At 61.5% G+C, this 19,310-nt stretch carries 15 protein-coding genes and 1 pseudogene; 5 read left to right on the top strand and 11 right to left on the bottom strand.

Features of this window, described 5'->3' with window-relative positions:
• Position 1 precedes the first annotated feature (1 nt).
• From FCN77_RS10775 to FCN77_RS10765, 3 genes are read right to left on the bottom strand one after another with little or no spacing between them, the layout of a single operon-like run.
• Entirely contained in the window at positions 2–2,443 is a 2,442-nt protein-coding gene (locus FCN77_RS10775) for a glycoside hydrolase N-terminal domain-containing protein (protein WP_137322269.1), read from the bottom strand.
• A gap of 21 nt (positions 2,444–2,464) precedes the next feature.
• A complete protein-coding gene (locus FCN77_RS10770) occupies positions 2,465–3,367 on the bottom strand; it encodes a carbohydrate ABC transporter permease (RefSeq protein WP_137322268.1) in 903 nt (300 codons plus the stop codon).
• 16 nt (positions 3,368–3,383) lie between these two features.
• The gene (locus FCN77_RS10765; protein WP_254678939.1) at positions 3,384–4,265 is read right to left on the bottom strand and encodes a carbohydrate ABC transporter permease; all 882 of its coding nucleotides are present in this window, start codon (positions 4,263–4,265) and stop codon (positions 3,384–3,386) included.
• A gap of 238 nt (positions 4,266–4,503) precedes the next feature.
• On the opposite strand from FCN77_RS10765, the gene FCN77_RS10760 reads away from it, so the two are divergent.
• From FCN77_RS10760 to FCN77_RS26785, 3 genes are all read left to right on the top strand, one after another.
• The gene (locus tag FCN77_RS10760; protein WP_137322267.1) at positions 4,504–6,687 is read left to right on the top strand and encodes an alpha-galactosidase; all 2,184 of its coding nucleotides are present in this window, start codon (positions 4,504–4,506) and stop codon (positions 6,685–6,687) included.
• A gap of 366 nt (positions 6,688–7,053) precedes the next feature.
• Positions 7,054–9,297, top strand: coding sequence for a X2-like carbohydrate binding domain-containing protein (locus FCN77_RS10755; RefSeq protein ID WP_254678938.1), 2,244 nt, complete (start codon positions 7,054–7,056; stop codon positions 9,295–9,297).
• A 26-nt stretch (positions 9,298–9,323) separates the two neighbouring features.
• Positions 9,324–9,512 carry a hypothetical protein gene (locus FCN77_RS26785; RefSeq protein ID WP_254678937.1) on the top strand — a complete coding sequence of 63 codons (189 nt, stop codon included), beginning with the start codon at positions 9,324–9,326 and terminating at the stop codon, positions 9,510–9,512.
• Between the two features lie 66 nt (positions 9,513–9,578).
• Here the strand turns inward: FCN77_RS26785 and FCN77_RS10750 are convergent, their stop codons facing one another.
• Together FCN77_RS10750 and FCN77_RS10745 are read right to left on the bottom strand one after the other, a co-directional pair.
• A complete protein-coding gene (locus tag FCN77_RS10750; protein ID WP_137322266.1) occupies positions 9,579–10,142 on the bottom strand; it encodes a hypothetical protein in 564 nt (187 codons plus the stop codon).
• Positions 10,143–10,165: 23 nt separating this feature from the next.
• Positions 10,166–11,155, bottom strand: coding sequence for a GlxA family transcriptional regulator (locus FCN77_RS10745; RefSeq protein WP_217496269.1), 990 nt, complete (start codon positions 11,153–11,155; stop codon positions 10,166–10,168).
• A gap of 124 nt (positions 11,156–11,279) precedes the next feature.
• Here FCN77_RS10745 and FCN77_RS10740 point away from each other — a divergent pair, with 124 nt between their 5' ends.
• Together FCN77_RS10740 and FCN77_RS10735 are read left to right on the top strand one after the other, a co-directional pair.
• A complete protein-coding gene (locus tag FCN77_RS10740; protein WP_137322265.1) occupies positions 11,280–11,918 on the top strand; it encodes an HD domain-containing protein in 639 nt (212 codons plus the stop codon).
• 432 nt (positions 11,919–12,350) lie between these two features.
• A pseudogene (locus tag FCN77_RS10735) lies at positions 12,351–12,652 on the top strand (DUF4193 domain-containing protein).
• A gap of 265 nt (positions 12,653–12,917) precedes the next feature.
• Here FCN77_RS10735 and FCN77_RS26780 read toward each other — a convergent pair.
• The 6 genes from FCN77_RS26780 to FCN77_RS10710 all read right to left on the bottom strand — a co-directional run bounded on the left by FCN77_RS26780 (position 12,918) and on the right by FCN77_RS10710 (position 19,310).
• Positions 12,918–13,256, bottom strand: a complete 339-nt coding sequence (locus FCN77_RS26780) for an enolase C-terminal domain-like protein (protein ID WP_254679013.1) — start codon at positions 13,254–13,256, stop codon at positions 12,918–12,920.
• Complete coding sequence (locus FCN77_RS10730; protein WP_217496268.1) at positions 13,156–13,959, bottom strand: helix-turn-helix domain-containing protein; 804 nt, start codon at positions 13,957–13,959, stop codon at positions 13,156–13,158. The genes FCN77_RS26780 and FCN77_RS10730 overlap by 101 nt, the downstream gene beginning before the upstream one ends.
• A 221-nt stretch (positions 13,960–14,180) precedes the next feature.
• Positions 14,181–15,446: an acetyl-CoA C-acetyltransferase gene (locus FCN77_RS10725; RefSeq protein WP_137322264.1), complete on the bottom strand. Its 1,266-nt coding sequence runs from the start codon at positions 15,444–15,446 to the stop codon at positions 14,181–14,183.
• A gap of 59 nt (positions 15,447–15,505) precedes the next feature.
• On the bottom strand, positions 15,506–16,261 hold the full coding sequence (locus tag FCN77_RS10720) for an SDR family NAD(P)-dependent oxidoreductase (RefSeq protein WP_137322263.1): 756 nt from the start codon (positions 16,259–16,261) through the stop codon (positions 15,506–15,508).
• Between the two features lie 82 nt (positions 16,262–16,343).
• Entirely contained in the window at positions 16,344–17,549 is a 1,206-nt protein-coding gene (locus tag FCN77_RS10715) for an acyl-CoA dehydrogenase family protein (RefSeq protein ID WP_175417221.1), read from the bottom strand.
• 453 nt (positions 17,550–18,002) lie between these two features.
• Positions 18,003–19,310, bottom strand: coding sequence for a dihydrolipoamide acetyltransferase family protein (locus FCN77_RS10710; RefSeq protein ID WP_137322261.1), 1,308 nt, complete (start codon positions 19,308–19,310; stop codon positions 18,003–18,005).

Genomic DNA, 19,310 nt, shown 5'->3' with positions numbered 1-19,310 from the left:
ATCAGCTGGCTCCACTCTGTACGGCCAGCCGCCCGGTGCGGAAATTCTCGGGGAACAGCTCGACGACGGCACCGGTCGGGACACTGACCAGCATCTCCCGGCCCGAGTAAACTACCCTGACTGGTTCGTTGCCCTCGCCCGCGCCGCGTGAGAGGGCGGCACGAACCAGTTCGCCCTTGTCCCATTCCAGATCAATTTTCAGGCCTCCTCTGGCGCGGACACCGGACACACGGCCTTCCGTCCAAGCCACAGGCAGCGCGGGGAGTAGCCGGACTGTGCCCGGTGCACTCTGCAGCAGCATTTCGATGACGGCACCGACAAAGCCGTAGTTTCCGTCAATCTGGAAGGGCGCGTGGGTGCTGAACAGATTCGGCAGGAGGCCTCCCCACTCCGAACCGTCCACCGCGGCGAAGCGGTGATGGTCCCGGGTGAATGACTCGCTGGCTTCCTGCAGCAGAGACAGCGCTGCATCGCCCTGGCCCAGCCGGGCACGGAGGGCGATTTTCCAGGCCCAGGACCAGCCCATCGCCCCGGGCCCGCGACGATCCAGGAGTTCCGCAGAGGCAGCAGCCAGCTCCGGCGTGGTTTCCGGGTCAATGAGTCCTAGAGGATACAGGGCCAGCATCTGGGACATGTGGCGGTGCTGGGGGTGAACCTCCGTGTAGTCCTGGCTCCACTCCTGCAGCCAGCCGCCGGACGTGACAGCCGGAGGCCGCAGCCGCCCCAGCGCCTGCCTGATCTGGTCAACGAAGTCCGACTCTTCACCCAGTACCGCGGCAGCCGAGACGATGTTGTTGAATAGTTTCCTGATCAGGGCAATGTCCCCGAAGCTCGACTCGTCCAGCGACTCCGGGTGGTTACCCGGGCCGACGAACAGGTTTTCCGGCGATGTCGAGGGGCTGGTACGCAACCAGCCGCCGTCGCCGTCGTCAATCAGCCAGTCCAACGCAAACAAGGCTGCCCCGCTGAGCACCGGCCAGGCGCGCTCCCGCAGAAACCGTCGATCGAGACTGAATTCGTAATGCTGCCACAAATGGTCGCTGAGCCAGGTTCCTCCCAGCATCCATATGGCCCACGACGGGCTCCCCTGGCCGTTACCGACGGGCAATGACCATCCCCAAAGATCGCTGTTGTGGTGTGCCACCCAGCCGCGTGCACCATAGAGCTCCCGGGCCACGGCAGTGCCGTTGGCAGCCAGACGGTCGAGCAGATCGAATAGTGGCATATGGCATTCGCCCAGGCCACTTGTCTCGGCACCCCAGTAGTTCATCTGAGCGTTGATGTTGATGGTGTAGTTGGAGGACCATGCCGGGCGCAGCTGGTCGTTCCAGATGCCCTGGAGATTGGCCGGCGGTCCGCCGGGACGGGAGGCCGCTGCAAGCAGGTATCGCCCATACTGCACCAGCAAGGTGGCCTTGAGCGCATCGTCGGTTCCGAAGAAGTTCCCGGCGACGTCGACCAGCCCGCGTCGCCGGCCGATCTGGACTCGCGTGGATCCGAGCAGAGGGCGGATGTCCGCCAGATGCTCTGCCAGCAGCCTCTGAGCCCCGAGGCCGGCTGCGGAGGCAGAACGCTGGGTGGCTTCCGCGAGCCGGTCGGCCCTGAAACCGCGGCCCAACCCAGTGGTTTCACCTTGCCACCAGTGGGCGGCATTCGTGCTGCTGGCGAAGGTCACTAGGATCCTGCGGGCTCCGCTAGTCTGCAGCCGGCCGTCTGCATAGTGTGCCACGCCATCGCTTTCCACGCTGAGGGCGGCGGCCGCGAATGGATCAAATCCGTCGACATCGCTATCGGAGTAACGAAAGGCGTCGGCCTCTTCTTCGTGCAGCGGGGCGCCATCTGCCGGGATGGCCACTTGTAGGTTCAGCCCGCCGGGACCACCCTCCCGATGGATCAGGCGCAGGGGCGTGCTCAGACTGAGGTCCACATCGACCGGCGCATCGGAGGTCAGCTGTACGCACAGCGCACCGGCAGGGTGGGACGCCCAGCTGCGCCGGCGAAGGGTTGCGGTCCCCACGGTGAAACGCTCGTCCACGACGGCGTCGGCCAGGTCCAGTTCGCGTCCGGCATAGCTTTCGGCGGAGGATCCGTCGCTGGCGCCGATCAACATGTCCAGTTCTGCGAACGGGAGGAATTCCTGTGAGTACGGCCCCTCAAAGCTCATTAGCAGCGCCTCCGCCGTGCGGTAGTCCCGGCGGTTGATCGCCGATCGTACTTCTGCCAACCGCGCCGGTCCCGCGCCGCCGGCCACCAGCTTGGCCAGTTCGGTGGCCGGGCCGGACGGGGTGCCGGACCATACGGTGGCATCGTTGATCTGCCAGCGTGCCTGTCGGGCGCCCCCGAAGACCATGGCCCCCAGCCGGCCGTTGCCGATTGGGATGGCCTCGGTCCAGTCCGCTGCCGGTGCCGGCCAGCGCAGGCGCAATCCTTGTGCTTCTGTCATCACGGTGGTCCTGTCCTTGTCTTATTTGAGGCCGGTAAAGCCGATGGAATTGACGATGCGCTTGCCGAACGCCAGGAAGAGCACCAGCATCGGCAACGCCGCGACCAGGGTCGCTGCCATGAGGCCCGACCAGTCGGGGGCCGCCTGCGGGGAAGATTGCTTGAACACCGCCAGAGCCAGGGTCAGCGGCCGGACGCTCTCGTCGTTGGTAACCAGTAGCGGCCAGAAGTAGTCATTCCAAGCGGTGATGAACCCGAGGATCGAAAGCGTGATGATCGGGCCGGAGGTCATGGGCAGGGTGATCCCAAAGAAGATCCGCAGCCTGCCTGCGCCGTCGATGATGGCTGCCTCTTCGATCTCATTGCTCATTCCCAGCATGAACTGCCTCAGGAAGAAGATGTTGAACGCGGAAAACAGTGCCCCGGGCAGAATCATGCCGGCAAAGGTGTTGAGGAGGCCGAGGTCCTTGATCAGCACAAAGTTGGGCAGCAGGGTAAGGATTCCTGGCACCATCAGCGCCGTCAGGAACAGGCCGAACATCAGTTCCCGACCCCGCCACTGCAGCCGGGAAAAGGCGTAGGCGGCCAGGGCTGAGAAAAACACGATGGAAACGGTGGAGACAGTTGCGTAAATCACTGAGTTGAGAATGTACGGACCAAGCTGGAGCGAGGCGCCGGAGCCGCCCTCCGCGAGAGATTCGCTGGCTGTTGCAAGGCCAATAACCCGGCGGAAAGCACCCAGGGTGAAATCGACTGGCAGAAACGATCCCGGGTTCGTGGCGAGTGCACGGTTGTTGGAGAACGCCGTGCGCAGCATCCAGTAAAACGGGAACACCGTAATAAGCAGGATGAGGGCGACATAGACCCAGGACGTGAAGCGCCCCGCAGAAAAGGGGCGGCGCCGACGAATGGTGCTGGTAATCATGGTGGGTCTCTCCCGGTCAGTTCGTATCGGTTTGGCTGGCCCGCGTCAGGCGCATCTGCAGGAAGGTGATCACTATGAGCATCGCGAACAGGGCCAGCGACATGGTGGAGGCGTAGCCGAAGTCGAACTGTCCGAAGGCCTTCTGGTAGATATACATCTGCAGCACATTCGACGCGTTGGCCGGCCCGCCTTTTGTGGTGACCGCGACGATGTCGAAGACCTGGAAGGATCCGATGACGTTCAGAATCAGCACCATCGCCAGGATCGGACGCAGCAGCGGAAGTGTGAGGTACCGGAACATCTTCACCTCGGAGGCCCCATCGATGCGGCCTGCCTCGTAAACCGTGGACGGAATAGTCTGCAGTCCGGCAAAGATGATGATGGCGTTGTAGCCCATCGATTTCCAGACGCTAATGAGCGCAATCGACGGGATGGCCCAGGACCGTGAGCCAAGGAAAAGTATCGGGCTGCCGGTTAGTTTTTCGATCAGCATGTTGATGATGCCCAGCTGAGAGTCCAGCATCCAGGACCAGGTCGTGGCTGCAACGACGCCGGATATCAGGAAGGGCAGGATGACCATCCCCCGCACCAGAGTCGAAGCGTTCAGGCGGTGCAGGATGACGGCGGTGACCAGGGAGAACGTCATACCTATCACGACAGACAGGACCACAAAATAGACGGTGACGCCCAACGCGCCCCAGAAGACGTCGTCGTGGATCAACCGGACAAAGTTGTCCAGTCCCGTCCAACTGGGCGGGCTGAGCACACGGAAATTCGTGAAGCTCAGGTAGATCCCACGCAGTGTTGGATACACGGCAAAAACGATGAACCCCACCAGGGCCGGTGCAATCAGAATCCAGGCGAGACGACCGTCGTTGCGATGTGCCGGGGAATGCATTCTCGATGTCGATTGACGTCGAATTTTTCGCTTTGGAGGCGGGTCCGAAATGTTCGGCTTGTTTTGTACTGATATCGACATTGATATGACTCTCATCTTGAGAGGAAGCCCGTAAAAGCTTTCCAGTTTTTGCTTCGGGACCGGCCGTTCGGTGCGAATTTGGTGGTGACCATCGCTTGCAACAAGAGCATAATAATGATTAATTGACTCTGTCAAGTAATTAATTTGGAGGTTATCAATGCCGCAAAGCCCCTTGAACATCGCCTATATGAGGGCCGCTGGCGTCTCGCTAGCCATCGACCTGGCCAGCCAGGTTCCCCGCATCCTGCACTGGGGAGCCGACCTGGGCGAGATGGACGGACCGGCACTACAGTCCCTACGGCTCACGGCGGGCACCTCCGTCCTGAACAATGCCCCGGACACTCCGCGGGTCCTCTCGCTCTGGCCGACGGAGCACGAGGGCTGGTCTGGAACCCCGTCCATCGCGGGCCATCGCGGCGGAACCCAGACGACTCCCAGACTGCAGTTGAACCACGTCCACACCGAGGGCGGAGACGCTGGAGGTCGTCTCGAGCTGGGGCTCACGGACCTTGTGAGCGGCGTGGACATCGAGGCGACCTACACGCTGACCGCCGAGGGGCTGTTGGAAGTCGAATCCTCCTCGACATCGCACCTGACAGATGGGCCCGCGTTCGAGCTGAATTCGATCAGAACGATGCTGCCTTTGCCTGCCAGGGCCACCGAGATCCTTGACCTCACGGGAAAATGGTCCAGGGAACGTTCACCCCAGCGGCAACCCGTCCGGGACGGAAGCCACAGCCGGACCGTGCGCCGCGGTAAGCCCGGGGCCGATTCGCCGTATTTGATGCTGGTGGGAACGCCGGGATTTGGCTTCCGCCACGGCGAGGTCTGGGGCATGCACGTCGCCTGGAGCGGGAATCAGCAGTGGTTTGTTGAACGCCTTCCGGAGGGCGCCGGCAGCTACTCCGCGGTGCTCGGCGGCGGCGAACTCCTCCAGCCGGGAGAAATCCGGCTGGAACATGGCGGCACCTACCGGGCGCCGAAGCTGGTGTTCGCTTGGTCCGGCCAGGGCACTGATGGTATCGCAGACCGGTTTCACGAAAATCTGCGCCACCGCCTCCTACATCCCTCATCGGCCCGCCCGCTGGTCCTGAACACCTGGGAAGCGGTGTATTTCGACCATGACCTCGACCGACTGATCGAGCTCACGGACAGAGCCGCGGAGCTGGGAATCGAACGGTTGGTACTGGACGACGGCTGGTTCCACGGGCGGCGCGACGATTCCGCTGGGTTGGGCGACTGGACAGTAGATGCGGGTATCTGGCCCAAGGGTTTGCATCCGCTGGTTGACCGCATCCGCTCGCACGGGATGCAGTTCGGCCTCTGGGTTGAACCGGAAATGGTGAACCTGGATTCGGATATCGCGCGGGAGCATCCGGAATGGCTGCTTGCCCCATCAGAAGGCGTCGGATTGCCATCCCGCCGGCAGTTCGTTCTCAACATTGCCCGCGAGGACAGCTGGCAGTACTTGCTGAAACATCTTGACCAGCTGGTCAATGAGTACTCGATCGATTACCTCAAATGGGACCACAATCGCGACCTGCTGGAGGCAGTCGCGCGCGGTGCAGGCGGGGACCGGCCCGGCGTCCACGCCCAGACGACCGCCTTGTATGCGCTCATCGATGAACTGAAGCGGCGGCACCCCGCCCTGGAGATCGAGAGTTGCTCAGCAGGCGGCGCCCGTGTCGACCTGGGCATACTCGACCGTACAGACCGGGTCTGGGCGTCGGACTGCAACGACCCGCTGGAGCGTCAGAGCATTCAGCAGTGGACTTCGCTACTGCTGCCGCCCGAACTCGTCGGATCGCACGTGGGCGCGCCCCGCTCGCACACGACCGGCAGGGTCGCAGACTTGCCGATCCGGCTGGCAACTTCGCTGTTCGCCCACGCCGGGGTGGAATGGGATATCACTCGCTGTGGTCCGGAGGAAATGACCGCGCTCAAAGCATGGGGGAAGCTCTACAGGGAGTTCCGTGAACTGATCCACACCGGTCGAACGGTCCATGCAGACCTCAGCGACCCGAATACTCTCCTGCACGGCAGCGTAGCGGCCGACGGCAAGCGTGCTCTTTTCAGCTGGGTGCGTCTGGCGACGTCCGGTTTTGGGCAGTCCGGACGCGTGACCTTCCCGGGCCTGGAGCCGGACAAACGATACAGGGTGCGGGTTCGCGACGAGCTCGGACCGGCCTCACTCCACCAGGGCGCCGGGCCCGCCTGGGTGGAGCAGGCTCTCGAGGGGTGGGTCGATATTCCCGGCACTGTGTTGGCAAACGTCGGTGTGCCATTGCCGACCCTGAACCCGGGGCACGTGATGCTCTTTGAGGTTCGTTCCGCAGAATAGCTCTGCCGCCGCGGTCTCCGGGTCACAACCCGGTAGGCCGCACCGCCGGGAGCGGCGCGAACGGTCATGCCTTGGTCCCCAGCCGTTGGTTTTGCGGAGCCGCTCCGTGCTCACCGGTCGCTCTGGCTGCTGCACGTCTCGCTCGCGCCCTCGACGCATTGAGGGTGTCGTGAGCGGCCAAGAAAGTTGACGGGCATTCTCCAAGCGGCGAAGTCGGAGCAGTTTCCGTGCCGCGCGATTTGTTCGACAGACCATCGCCAGCCCTCATCAATCCGCACCGAACACGGCCCGCCAGGGCCAGGGCAGGCACATGGAAATAAGCGTCGCTATCCGGCGACGTTGAATGTTCTGTAATGGGAGGAACACGTGACGAAGAAGTCAGCAAGACAGACGCTATGGGCTATGGCGGCAATCGCCGGGCTCGCGTCGTTCGGGCTCTCTCTGCCGATGCCGGATCCAGCGGTGGCTGCGGAGAAAATAGTTCAAGACACACCTCAAGACACACCTCAAGACACTCTCGCGCTGAAGCCATATATGGGCTGGAGCAGCTACAGCATGCAGGTCTACTCCGGGAACGGGCAATGGATCACCGGGGAACAAATCATTGCACAATCAGACGCGATGCACGTCAAGCTGCAATCGTCCGGGTACGAGTACATTAACGTGGACGCCGGTTGGAACGGCGGCATGGACGAGTACGCACGTCCAGTACCGAGCCAGACGCTCTATCCGAACGGCCTGCAGGAGGTCATCGATCATGTGCACGGCAACGGGCAGAAGTTCGGGTTGTATCTGATCCCCGGCATGTCACCGCAGGCGTATGAACAGGACCTGCCCATCTTCGGGGCACCCGGCTGCTCAATGCGGAATATCGCGGTTCAGCCCGTGCATCAGGCGGACTATTGGAATCTCGGATATCGGATAGATTTCTCGAACCCGTGTGCGCAGAAGTACGTCGACTCGATCGCGGACCTGATAGCGGGCTGGGGCGTCGACTTCCTCAAATTCGACAGCGTGACGCCCGGCTCCGGGGTGCAAGATCTGTCCCTGGACGCCCGGGATGATGTCAAAGCGTGGTCGCAGGCGCTTTCGCGGCACAATATCTGGCTGGAGTTGTCGTGGGCGCTCGACATCAAATACGCGGACTATTGGAAGGAGTACGCGAACGGGTGGCGGGTCGATTGGGACGTGGAGTGCTATTGCGCCAATGAAGCGTTGACGACTTGGAACAACATTTCCCGGTTGTTCCCGAAGGCAGCCGAATGGTGGCGGCATGCTGGTCCGGGCGGGTGGAATGACTTCGATTCCTTGAACGTGGGCAACGGCGCCATGGACGGCCTGACCCCCGACGAACGGCGTACCGCAATGACGTTCTGGGCGGTGTCAGCAGTGCCCATCTACCTAGGCAACGATCTGACGAAACTCGATGATCTGGGGCTCGAACTCCTGACCAATAAGGACGTCATCGCCGTGAACCAAGCCGGGCGGGCGGCACGGCCAGTGTCGATCGAGACGAACCAGCAGACGTGGTACGCCTTGAACGAGGACGGCAGCTACACGGTCGCGCTGTTCAACCTCGGCCGGACGGACGCCGACGTCGAAACGCGTTGGTCCGATCTCGGGCTCGACGGCGCCGCGAACGTGCAGGATATGTGGACCGGGGCAAACCTTGGAAAGAGCGATTCCGGCTTCACCGCGGAGAGCGTGCCGACGCACGGTTCCCGGCTGCTGAAGGTGACCCCTGCCAAGGACGCTTTGATCACGGTTAACGACGACAACATCCAGGTCGGTTACGACGGCTCATGGGCGAGGAACGGCGATAAGGCGGTTGCTGCGGAATCACAGCCGCTGACGATCGCGGTGACAGATTCGGCGTCGGCGCAGGGTCAGCCACAGCCGGCGGGCATCCCGTCCACACGGACCACGACCCTCAATGACAACGATCCCGCCGTCGTCTACGTCGGGTCATGGAGCCAAGGCACAAACCGCGGACTCGGAGACTACATGGACGATGTCCATTACAGCGAACGGGACGGAGACGCGATCGAGCACCAGTTTGTGGGCACGGGCATCGACTATGTGACTGAGACTCACGAATCCCAGGGTGACGTGGACATCTACATCGACGGGCAACTGAAGCAGACCGTCAGCGCGCACAGAGATCCGAGCGACGGGAGAGGAGTGCAACAAGTGGTGTACAGCGTGGACGGTCTCCCGAGCGGCACGCACACGTTCCGGGCGGTAAAGCGGTCGGGCGCCTACATGCTGGTCGACAAGCTCGTCGTCAGATCCGATGGTTTGCTGACTGCGGATAATACGACGTTCGACAAAGCACCGGCCGGGCAGGCAGACATCAACGTGCAACTGTTGCGTGACCACGGCGAGCTGGCAGCGATCATGCACGCCGGGCAGGCGCTAACCCCAGGGGCCGACTATGACGTCACGGGTAATGCCATCACGATCCGGAAGGCATACCTTGCTGCACTGGCTGTCGGAGACCAGGTGTTCGACTTCCAGTTCCGAGGGACTACCTGGACGACGTGCACTACACGACCGAGAACGGCGCAGCCGTCGAGTTCCCGTTCCGCGGAACCGGCGTCGAATGGCTGACAGCCATGGGCCCGGATCAAGGTGAGGTGGAAATTTATATCGACGGAAAACTCGCCGACAAGGCCAACACCTACAACGAGAGCCGGGTCACCGGCCGCTCGGTCTTCGCGATCAACGGATTGAAGGACCAGGAGCACACGTTCCGTGCGGTCAAGACATCAGGGGACGTCATGCGCACAGATGTGATCCGGTACGCCATAAGGAACATCAAGTAGCGACGCTGCAGGAGTTGGGGCGGCTCGGCCAGGCAGGGCCGCCCCAACCTCCGCTCGCGGAACTCGCTAGGCTACCGGGCTCCCCTGACCCACCAAGGCCTCGACAGTCATCGCGATACGCCAGGACGGGCAGCTGACCACCTCCGGACGCTGCTCATGCACCAGGGGCTCCTCCCACACCACCAGGACCCGTAGCTGAACCGCTTCGAAACCTGGATCGATGACAAGCCCCGTCCCCTGCCGGCCGAAGTCGCCAAACCCGTCGGGCACTTCGCCAAATGGCCCCACATCAGACGCATCCGGGCCATGGCAACGCCGGAAGCAACGGCCCGGGGCCCGGCAACCGTTCCCGTTACCGTGGCACTTGTGGACATACAAGGCCAATTGCTGGCCTCGTGATGCATCGAAGATATAGCCGCCAGCCTGACGGAACTGCTGGAAATGCCTTGCGCCTTCGGCGACAATGCCGACAACCGGATTCCGGTGGCCATCGAAACCACCCGCCGACTGCTCGTTGCGGCGCCAGGCTCCATCGGCCGGGACGTCTTGGCCGTCATCCCGTTGCCGGGACCGGCACATCATCTCGCGCAAAAAACTGATGGCCAGGAGGCCGCGTCGCTGGACCAACATCCAGCCGTCGACTTCTGACGTGGCTAGGAGTGGCGAACCCCGTTGTCTTCGCTTCTCACTGTCGTGGCAAAGCGCCGGCGATACTCGGAAGGTGTCGTTCCGTAGGTTCCGGCGAAAACCCGACGAAGGGTTTCGTCGCTTCCGAGCCCGCTCCCAATGGCCGCACCGGACACCGATGATCCCGCCTCAAGGAAAGTGCGGGCGCGTTCAAGACGCACCTGTTCAACGAAATTGCTGGGTGTAGTCCCCAACTCTGAATTAAAAAGACGTCGAAGGTGGCGTTCGCTCATGTTCGCTCGGCGGGCGAGAGTACCCGCTCGGTGATCCGCGGCGGGCTCCAGAAGGATCCCGTCCAGAATCGTGCGGATGACAGGAGTCCTTGCCGCGGGAACGCCTGTGCGTACGGAAAACTGGGATTGGCCGCCGGGCCGTTGCATGAACATCACAAGTTCGCGGGCAACGTCCCGGGCCAGGTCCGGACCGTGGTCCTCTTCGACCAAAGCCAGAGCGAGATCCAGACCCGCGGAGACACCCGCACTCGTATATATTCGGCCGCTCTTGACGAAAATCGCGTCGGGTTCCACCTCCACACCCGGAAACCGGGACTGGAGTTGTGCCGTGTGGCGCCAGTGTGTCGTTGCGCGCTGATCGTCCAACATCCCCAGCGCGGCGAGCAGAAAAGCACCAGTGCACACGGAAGCGACCCGGCGCGCGCCTCCCGCCAAAATCTGGACTGCCGGTGCCAAATCAGGTACAGACTGGGAGTCAATCACGAGTTGCTCTGACCCTGCGATGACGACCGTGTCCAGGGGCGGGGCATCCCAAGCCACTGAATCGACGCAGAGCCGGACGCCTGCGGATGAGCGAACATCCGTGCCCGTGGGCGAGACCAGCAGCAACTTGTAAGGCGCCCCACGCTTGGCCGCCTCCCCAAAGACTTCGAGGGGACCGCAGACATCCAGAAGCTGAACACCGTCGTAGACGAAGAAACCCACCGTGCGCATCGTCGGCATGCTTTCACCCTATGTCCGATATTGGGGGATACACGTCCAGATTGACATGGCGTTCACAAGCATAACTGAACCAAGCTGGTAGTTGAGCAGAAGGTAACAGCTCCTTAAATGCCACGGAGGACACATGTTGGAAACCATTGCCGGAATCGAGATCCCGGATACAGCCCTCGTCCGGGATGCGACGGACCTCGTCAGGGAAGCCGAAAACGACTTGTTGTTCCACCACTCCCGCCGGGTCTTCCTCTTCGGGGCTCTGCAGGCGCGGCGTCTCGGGCTGAATCCAGACCTTGAGCTTCTGTATGTAGGCGCGCTCTTTCACGATCTTGGACTTATCGAAACTTATTCCACGACCGTTCAGAGGTTCGAGGTGGACGGCGCCAATGCGGCCCGCGCCTTCCTCAAGGGCCACGGCTATTCAGACGCCGAGGCGACTACAGTATGGACGGCCATCGCGCTTCACACAACGCCGGGAGTTCCCGAATTCATGGATCCGGAGATCGCCCTCGTCACGGCAGGCGTCGAGACCGATGTTCTGGGAATCGGCTACCTCGACATCGCTCCCGGCGACGTGAACGCCGTCACTCACGCGCATCCGAGAAAGGACTTCAAGCGCCAAATCCTCGAAGCATTCACGGATGGCAACATAAATCGCCCCCACACCACCTTCGGCAATGTCAATGCCGACGTGTTGTCTCACTTCGTCCCCGGGTTCAAGTACACCAACTTCGTCGACGTCATCCGTAACTCAGCATGGCCGGACTAGACACCGTTCCAGCTTCCAGGACTCCGACTCCATGAAGGAGTCGACGCTTCCTTCAAGGCTGCACAAAGGAACGACCAGGGGCTCACCCGGTGAATCTACCTGGTTCATGAAGGGGCTGGCGGAGAGCTCGCGGTCACCCTACTGCTCAGGGTGTCCCGTCTTCCTGGACCAAGGCTGTCGGGCTCATTCCGGTAACGACGTCACGGCACCGCAGCGGACAACCCAGCCTTGAAACCGGCGGTCCTCACGCGCGGCTGCACTTGTTCCGGTGCGCTGAGAGTCCCGGCGGGCGATTGAGAGCCAAACAGGGCGGTGCAGGGCCCTCTGCTCCTTCTCATCGAAGTAGCTCAGCACTACAGCTGTGGATACACGGGGCATGCCGTACGTTGAACGTCGGACAAGCCAAAACCTGAGAAAAGAGATACCACCCAAGTGGCAACCGATTACGATGAACTTCGTTCCGACTGCAAGGAGTCACGAACAACTCCCTGGAGGCACTGCAGTCAGCCAACGCCCCGGACGCCCGCAGCGTCGTCCGCGACTTGGACGAGGCCGACAACATGGACAGCGTCGGTGTCCCCGGCGGTGAATGCGTCGCCGAAGAACTCATCGTCCAAGTCATCCCGAAAAAGGATGACGAATTCACCTGCTACTCCTGCTCCCTCGTCCGGCACCGCTGCCAGCTCGCCCGCGAGAAGAACGGCCATGCCTACTGTACTGAGTGTGAAGGCTGACCGGCGGGATCATCCAACACCGGATATGTCGGTCCCTTCCCCGGGACGCCGTCGGCTAACGGGAACAGACGAAGCCGGATCCTGTCACGTGTACGTCGTCGTACCGGCAGGATGCCCACTCCGCCCGGGCAGAAGGAGAAAGGTCCGGGCGGGATCACAACAGGTGTCCCTGAATTGTCCGCTGGCGCCCCCGTCAAGGAGATCCGTCATGGCAGCGCCATTGGAGACAACTTGGACCGACCGGTGCCTCCCGCACCGAAGCCGACTACGCGATCCGGCGGTCGTCTATTGCGTCGGTGTTCCAATCGATTCCGATTCCCGGCGCGTCGGGGGCCACGGCGTGGCCGTCGCGCACCTCAATTTCGCTTCGCGTAACCGACCTTAGTTGAGGTATGTGTTCAACGTATTGGCCGTTGGGAACCGCCGCCACGAGGCTTACATGCAGTTCCATCAGGAAGTGGGGGCTGATGGCCACGTTGAAGGCTTCGGCGAGATGCGCAGCCTTAAGCCACGGCGTGATTCCTCCGATCCGTCCGACATCCGCCTGGACGATTTGCGCGGCCCCATGTTCGAGGTACTCGCGAAAATGTCCAAGCGAGTAAATTGACTCCCCAACAGCGATCGGTGAACTCCTCGCCGCGCGCTCTGAGCCAGTCAGCGTAGGCCTTCCCGGACCGTCCCGGCACGAGGTCGAGAAGCCGTGCATGGACAATGCCGTTGGCGTCGCGGGTGTGGTCCACGATGCCGGTGACCATGCCCGATCCGGGCGGGCCAGTGTGGGACCAGACATGCTCGTCGACGCCAAGCGCGTCCACGCCGGCGAGCCGGTCCGTGATTCCGATGCGTCTGGTGGCCTCTGCCTTGACGGCGTCCCAGACGGTGTGCCAGGAGACGCCGAGCTGGTGGGCCAGGGCTGAGACTGAGGTGTCGAACCGGGCCAGCGCGTCGGTCGCCCATGCCACTGCTCGGGCGGTGAGTTTCGCCCGCGGCCCTGCCAGTGGGTGTTCCTCGGTGAAGGTGTTCCCCGGACAGTCTGGGTCCGGGCAGCGCCAGACCCGCTTTGCCCACAGCAGCCGCACCGGCCTGCCGAAACAGGGAATGTCATGAAGCTGGACCTGCCGGCGTCCGTGGCCGATCGCGATGTCGCCGCAGTCCGGGCAGCCGCTGAGGGTTTCCCCGGTTTCGACGCGCAGAACCAGGCCGTTCTCGGTTGCCGTGACGGAGCTGATGTGGATGCCCTCGACACCGAGCAGAGCATCAGCGCGCGTGCACCAGCGGCCACCGGAACAAGACATAGAGTTATTCATGTCAGGGTCTCTTTTGGGTATTGGTTTGCTTGGTCGCTACCAATTCAAAGAGGCCCTGACCTCTTTCCAGCCGCACCACGCCGCACCGCTCCGCACCATGCCACGCGGCGGTGCTCTCAGCCAGCCCTAACCATGCCTAAATGCGAAGGGCCGTTGATCCTTGCGTCGAATGTATTGAAACGCGGAGGTGATCAGCAACTGTCACTGAGTTTCCTTTCGAATTAGGCTTCATGAAGGAGGGATGACGTTGGGTGCAGGTTGCCCGGCTCCGTCGTCCCGTCACGGTAGAGGAGTAGTGCCTCCCCTTGTCCTCCGCCGCCACACAGGCCGACAGCGGCTCGCCCGGTGCCTCTGCGGTTGAGTTCGTGGGCAGCGTGCAAGGCGATTCGGGCACCGGATGCCCCGATCGGATGTCCTAGGGCAATTGCCCCGCCGTGGATGTTGCATCGCTCCAGCGGTATCGCGAGCTCTTTCAGTGATTGGACGGCAACTGCACCGAAGGCTTCGTTGATTTCGATGAAGTCGAGATCGTCGACGCTCCACGAGGCTCGGATGAGTGCATTCTTGATGGCTTCCGCGGGCTGAGAATGGAGCGAATTGTCCGGTCCGGCGACCTGGCCGGCAGAACCCACGACAGCGAGGATACCCAGATTAAGGCGTTCTGCCAGCGACCGCCTGGTCAGGATTAGTACCGTGGCTCCGTCTGAGAGTGGAGAGGAGTTTCCGGCGGTGATGGATCCGTCGGGGGCGAATGCGGGGTGGAGTGCGGCTAGGGAGTCCTCCGAGGTGTCGGGACGGATGCTTTCGTCGGTTTTGACAATGGCGGCCGGGCCCTTCTTGGGCTGGACGGTCACGGAGACGATTTCCTCATCAAAGACACCGTCATCCATAGCGCGGGCGGCACGCCGGTGCGAGGCAGCTGCTACGTCGTCCTGTTGGGTTCTGTCGATGCCAAGTGTCGTGTTTCCGCGTTCGGTGAGCGCTCCCATGCTGATGGCTTCGTAGGCGTCGGTCAAACCATCGTGGGCCACAGAGTCTACGAGCGGTGTATTGCCGAAGTTCCAGCCACCCCGTGAACCGGGTAGGAGATGCGGGCTCTGGCTCATGGACTCCTGTCCTCCGGCCACGACCACATCAGCGTCCCCGCCCCTGATCATTCGTGCGGCGTCGATCACGGCCGCGAGTCCGGATAGGCATACTTTGTTTATGGTCATCGCAGGAACATTCCAACCGAGGCCGGCTTTGATGGCTGTCTGTCGGGCCGGGTTTTGTCCGGTGCCGGCCTGGACCACCTGTCCCATGATGACCGCATCGATCTGGGTGGCGGATACCCCTGACTTCCTTAGGGCGCCGGCCAGCGCTCTAGCCCCGAGATCGGAAGCGCTGAAGGATGCAAACTGTCCGTTGATCCGGCCTTGAGGTGTTCTGGCTCCCCCGACGATGACGACATCGTCGGGGTTAGGGCGAGGGTAGGTACTGTGCGGCATGAAGGTTCCTTGATTGGGCTGGTGCTGATAGCGGGGATCGAGTCTCAAATGCTGTTGAGTTAGCGGGGCTGCATGCGCAGGGCGCCATCCATGCGTATGACTTCACCGTTTAGGTAGTCATGATCGATAATCGCCAGGGCCAGGCTGGCGAATTCTTCGGCTCGGGCCAGACGCTTGGGGAATGGAACACCGGCGGCCAGGCCCGTCCGGACTTCGTCGCTAAGGGTGTCCATCATGGGGGTTTCGACGATGCCGGGAGCAATGGCATTGACACGGATTCCGTACTGCGCCAGGTCGCGGGCGGCCGGTAGCGTCATGCCTACTATGCCGGCCTTCGATGTGGCGTAAGCAACTTGGCCTATTTGACCCTCGAAGGCGGCGATGGAGGCCGTGTTTATGACGACGCCACGCTGGCCGTCGTCATCCGGATCTGTTTTCCGCATTTCCTCAGCAGAGATCGCCATAACGTTGAATGACCCCACAAGGTTTACCTCGAGGACCTTGGCGAAAAGGGAGGAGTCGTGAGGTCCGGTGCGGCCGATGATGCGGGCCATGGGAAGAATGCCGGCGCAGTTGACTGTGATCCGAAGCGGGCGATTGGCGGCGGCGATCTGGACGGCTTTCCTGATGGCCTCGGGGTCGGTCACGTCTGCTTCCAGATAAGTGATTCCATCGGCTCGTTCGGCGTTCTTGAGGGAGCTTCCAAGATCGAGAGCGAACACGTGCACGTTCCGGGCCGCCAGGGCACGGGCAGTGGCAGCACCGAGTCCTGATGCTCCGCCGGTAACAATGGCTGAGGTGTCTTGGAGGTCCATGAGCTTTTCTCCTCTCGGGCCAGGTGTCCCCTGTGGCTGTGGGACTCTGTACCCGTGGCATGTTGTTGGGTGGGGGATGAAATTAGATGAACGCAGAAATTCCGGTGATCGCTCGACCCACGATGAGGGTGTTGATTTCGTGGCTTCCTTCGTACGAGTAGATTGCTTCCGCATCGGCAAAAATCTTTGCCATTTCGAAATCTGTACTGATGCCGTTGCCGCCGAGAATAGATCGGCCCAGAGCGACTGACTCGCGCATTCTTTCAGTGCAGCTAGCTTTTGCGAGGGCGGCTTGATCCATAGTGAGCCGCCCGCTTTCCTGGAGGCGTGACATTTGAATCATCAGTGATAGCGACATGGTGGCGTTTGCCATGATTTGGGCGAGTTGGCTCTGGATGAGCTGGTACGACGCGATGGGTTTGCCGAACTGGTGGCGTTCCAGTGCGTATGACCGGGCAACATCGAACGTAGCGAACTGCTGGCCGACGGCCTGCCAGCTGACCCAGATCCTGGAATTACGAAGCAGGGTGTTGGTGTCGCGGAAGGACTTTGTGCCGGGAAGCCAGTTTGCGAACGGAATGCGCACGTCGGTCAGCGTGATGTTGGCGTTTTGGACTATGCGTGCGGAAGTCTTGTTGATGATTGTTTCGGCATGAAATCCGGCGCGCTCCTTTTCCACGACGAAACCCTTGATCTCGCCGTCAGCTTTGTCTTTTGCCCACACGAGGACGTAGTCGGCGAAGGAACCGTTGCCGATCCACCTCTTCGTGCCGTTGAGTACCCATGCGTCCCCGTCCCGCTCCGCTGTCGTTTCCATCTCTCGGGAGATATCAGAGCCGTGAGCAGGCTCGGTAAGAGCAAAGGCCCCGATTTTTCTCAGTGCCAGCACGTTTGGCAGCAGAGTACGTCGCTGCCAATCAGATCCAAGCTCATGGATTGCCGTGGCAAACAGTTCGTGGTGGACACCGAAAAATGTGGAAATGGATGTGTCGGCGCGAGTGAATTCCATTTGTATGAGTCCGGACAACAAATGGTTGGACGTGCTGAGTCCCGATAACTGCTGAGCTGCCAGTTTAGGTAGAAGCTCAAATGGGAACTCGGCCCGATTCCAGTAGTCGACGGCAATCGGTCTTACTTCCCGCTGGAAGAACGCCCGCGCGGCCTGATACTGATTCAGCTCATGTTCCGTCAGGAGGTCTGTAAGGAACAGGAAGTCAGCTTCCGGATAGGGCGGTCCTGCGGCATGGGCTTCTTCAAGGGCCTGGGGGTCTTCTTTGAGTAGTGTCATGGTCATCTCTTCCTGGCTGGTTCCGGCCTGCAACGGCCGTGGAAACCTGCGGTTCGGCGTTGCCCGAGAGGCGCAAGCAGGTGGGGGTCCAGGAGCACCTGGAATCCTGATCCTTGGTCGATGAGTTGTCTTCCAAAGCCATGTCCGGCTTCTATCCATAAGGCGCTCCCATCGCTGCTGACTTCTTCCACACGCCCGTAGCGCAAGATGCACCGGTTCAGTCTCACGTGCACGCGGAATCCGATGAGGAGGGACCAGTCGTTGACGATGACCGGTCTGTTTTGGGAGGCTTCTCCCGTGCCCTCCCAAGGTTGGACGACGCGGTGATTGGATGCTCGATTCATGTCTTCCTTCGTGCCACACAGGTGTCTTGTCGCAGAGCTGTCCTCCGCTGAGTTGTGGCGGGAGGCGCCGGCTGTTCCCGGACATCTGGTGATTTGGGCATGGGCGGTGCTAGAGCAAGGACAACCCCGGTTCATTAAGAATGGCCGCGGTGTCCGCCAGCAGCTGCGATCCTTGCTGGCCGTCCATCACGCGATGGTCAAACGAGAGTGCAAGCTGCAGGACAGATCGGATTTCAATCCGTTCGCCATGTTCGTCCTCTACCACCCATGGCATCCTCCTGACCGTCCCTACGGCGAGAATTGCGGTCTCTCCAGGATTGAGGATGGGAGTTCCCGTATCTATGCCGAACACGCCTATGTTCGTGACGGTCACTGTTCCGTGAGCCATGGCTGCAGGGTCGGTCTTTCCCGCTCGGGCCGACGCCCCGAGCAAGCTGATTTCCTGCGCCAACTCCTTGAGGGGGAGCTGTTCCGCACCTTTGATGTTCGGTACAATAAGTCCCCGGGGCGTGGCTGCCGCAATGCCCAGATTCACCTTGCGCATCTGGACTATTTCCTGGGCCTGTTCATCCCAGCGGGAGTTTGCCTCCGGGGTACCCTTGATGGCCTTCAGGAATGCCTTGGCGACAAACGTAAGTGGAGTCAATTTAATCTCTTTGAACTCCCGACGGCGGCTTATCTGCTGCTGTAGCTCGATGGTCCGCGAAACATCCACGGTGACAAACTCCGTGACGTGCGGGGCCGTGAAAGCCGATTTCACCATGGCAGCCGCGGTGTGCTTACGGACACCCTTGATGGGTATCCGCAGCTCCCCACCATCACTGCTCGCTGCCTCAACGACTGTTTCCGAAGCACCGGTGATGCCGGCTGCTGAAGATGCCTTCAGGACGTCATTCCGGGTCCTGACCCCACCAGCTCCGGTAGGGGTGATGGAAGCAAGATCGAGGCCAAGATCTTTGGCCAGCTTGCGGACCGGCGGGGTTGATTTGGGCGGTTCCACGGTTTCGCCTGTAGATGCGTGGACGACGGGCACGGCATGGTCTTCCGTCTTCCGCCGTCTGCGGTGGCTGGTTGTTTCGCGGGCACCGTACCCGACCAGGAGCTTGGGATCTTCGTCCAACGGCCCGCGGCCGCTGGTATGGACTGACACTTCCCCCTCTCTGGCTGCCGTGGTCTCGCCCGTGGCGATGCTGATGATGGGTGTACCCACGTCGACGGTGGCGCCCGGTTCCGCGTGTAGTTTGGTAACTTCGCCGGCGAAGGGCGAGGGCAGTTCCACCAGAGATTTAGCTGTTTCGATCTCCACGATGGCCTGATTGACCTCGACAACGTCGCCGCATTTGACGAGCCAAGTTACGATTTCGGCTTCCGTGAGGCCTTCCCCGACGTCAGGCAGGGAGAACTGTTGGATATTCAT

The sequence above is a fragment of the Arthrobacter sp. 24S4-2 genome (assembly GCF_005280255.1).
Classification (GTDB): domain Bacteria; phylum Actinomycetota; class Actinomycetes; order Actinomycetales; family Micrococcaceae; genus Arthrobacter.
Note: the sequence above shows the minus strand (reverse complement) of the source record. Positions and strands in the feature narration are given on the sequence as shown.

Bases quoted from the DNA above. Each gene is read 5' to 3' on its own strand.
- FCN77_RS10725 (WP_137322264.1), bottom strand. From the start codon at position 15,446: ATGCCGCACAGTACCTACCCTCGCCCTAACCCCGACGATGTCGTCATC.
- FCN77_RS10715 (WP_175417221.1), bottom strand. From the start codon at position 17,549: ATGACACTACTCAAAGAAGACCCCCAGGCCCTTGAAGAAGCCCATGCC.
- FCN77_RS10750 (WP_137322266.1), bottom strand. From the start codon at position 10,142: ATGTTGGTCCAGCGACGCGGCCTCCTGGCCATCAGTTTTTTGCGCGAG.
- FCN77_RS10710 (WP_137322261.1), bottom strand. From the start codon at position 19,310: ATGAATATCCAACAGTTCTCCCTGCCTGACGTCGGGGAAGGCCTCACG.
- FCN77_RS10765 (WP_254678939.1), bottom strand. From the start codon at position 4,265: ATGCATTCCCCGGCACATCGCAACGACGGTCGTCTCGCCTGGATTCTG.
- FCN77_RS10720 (WP_137322263.1), bottom strand. From the start codon at position 16,261: ATGGACCTCCAAGACACCTCAGCCATTGTTACCGGCGGAGCATCAGGA.
- FCN77_RS10730 (WP_217496268.1), bottom strand. From the start codon at position 13,959: ATGAATAACTCTATGTCTTGTTCCGGTGGCCGCTGGTGCACGCGCGCT.
- FCN77_RS10740 (WP_137322265.1), top strand. From the start codon at position 11,280: ATGTTGGAAACCATTGCCGGAATCGAGATCCCGGATACAGCCCTCGTC.
- FCN77_RS10745 (WP_217496269.1), bottom strand. From the start codon at position 11,155: ATGCCGACGATGCGCACGGTGGGTTTCTTCGTCTACGACGGTGTTCAG.
- FCN77_RS10760 (WP_137322267.1), top strand. From the start codon at position 4,504: ATGCCGCAAAGCCCCTTGAACATCGCCTATATGAGGGCCGCTGGCGTC.
- FCN77_RS10775 (WP_137322269.1), bottom strand. From the start codon at position 2,443: ATGACAGAAGCACAAGGATTGCGCCTGCGCTGGCCGGCACCGGCAGCG.
- FCN77_RS10770 (WP_137322268.1), bottom strand. From the start codon at position 3,367: ATGATTACCAGCACCATTCGTCGGCGCCGCCCCTTTTCTGCGGGGCGC.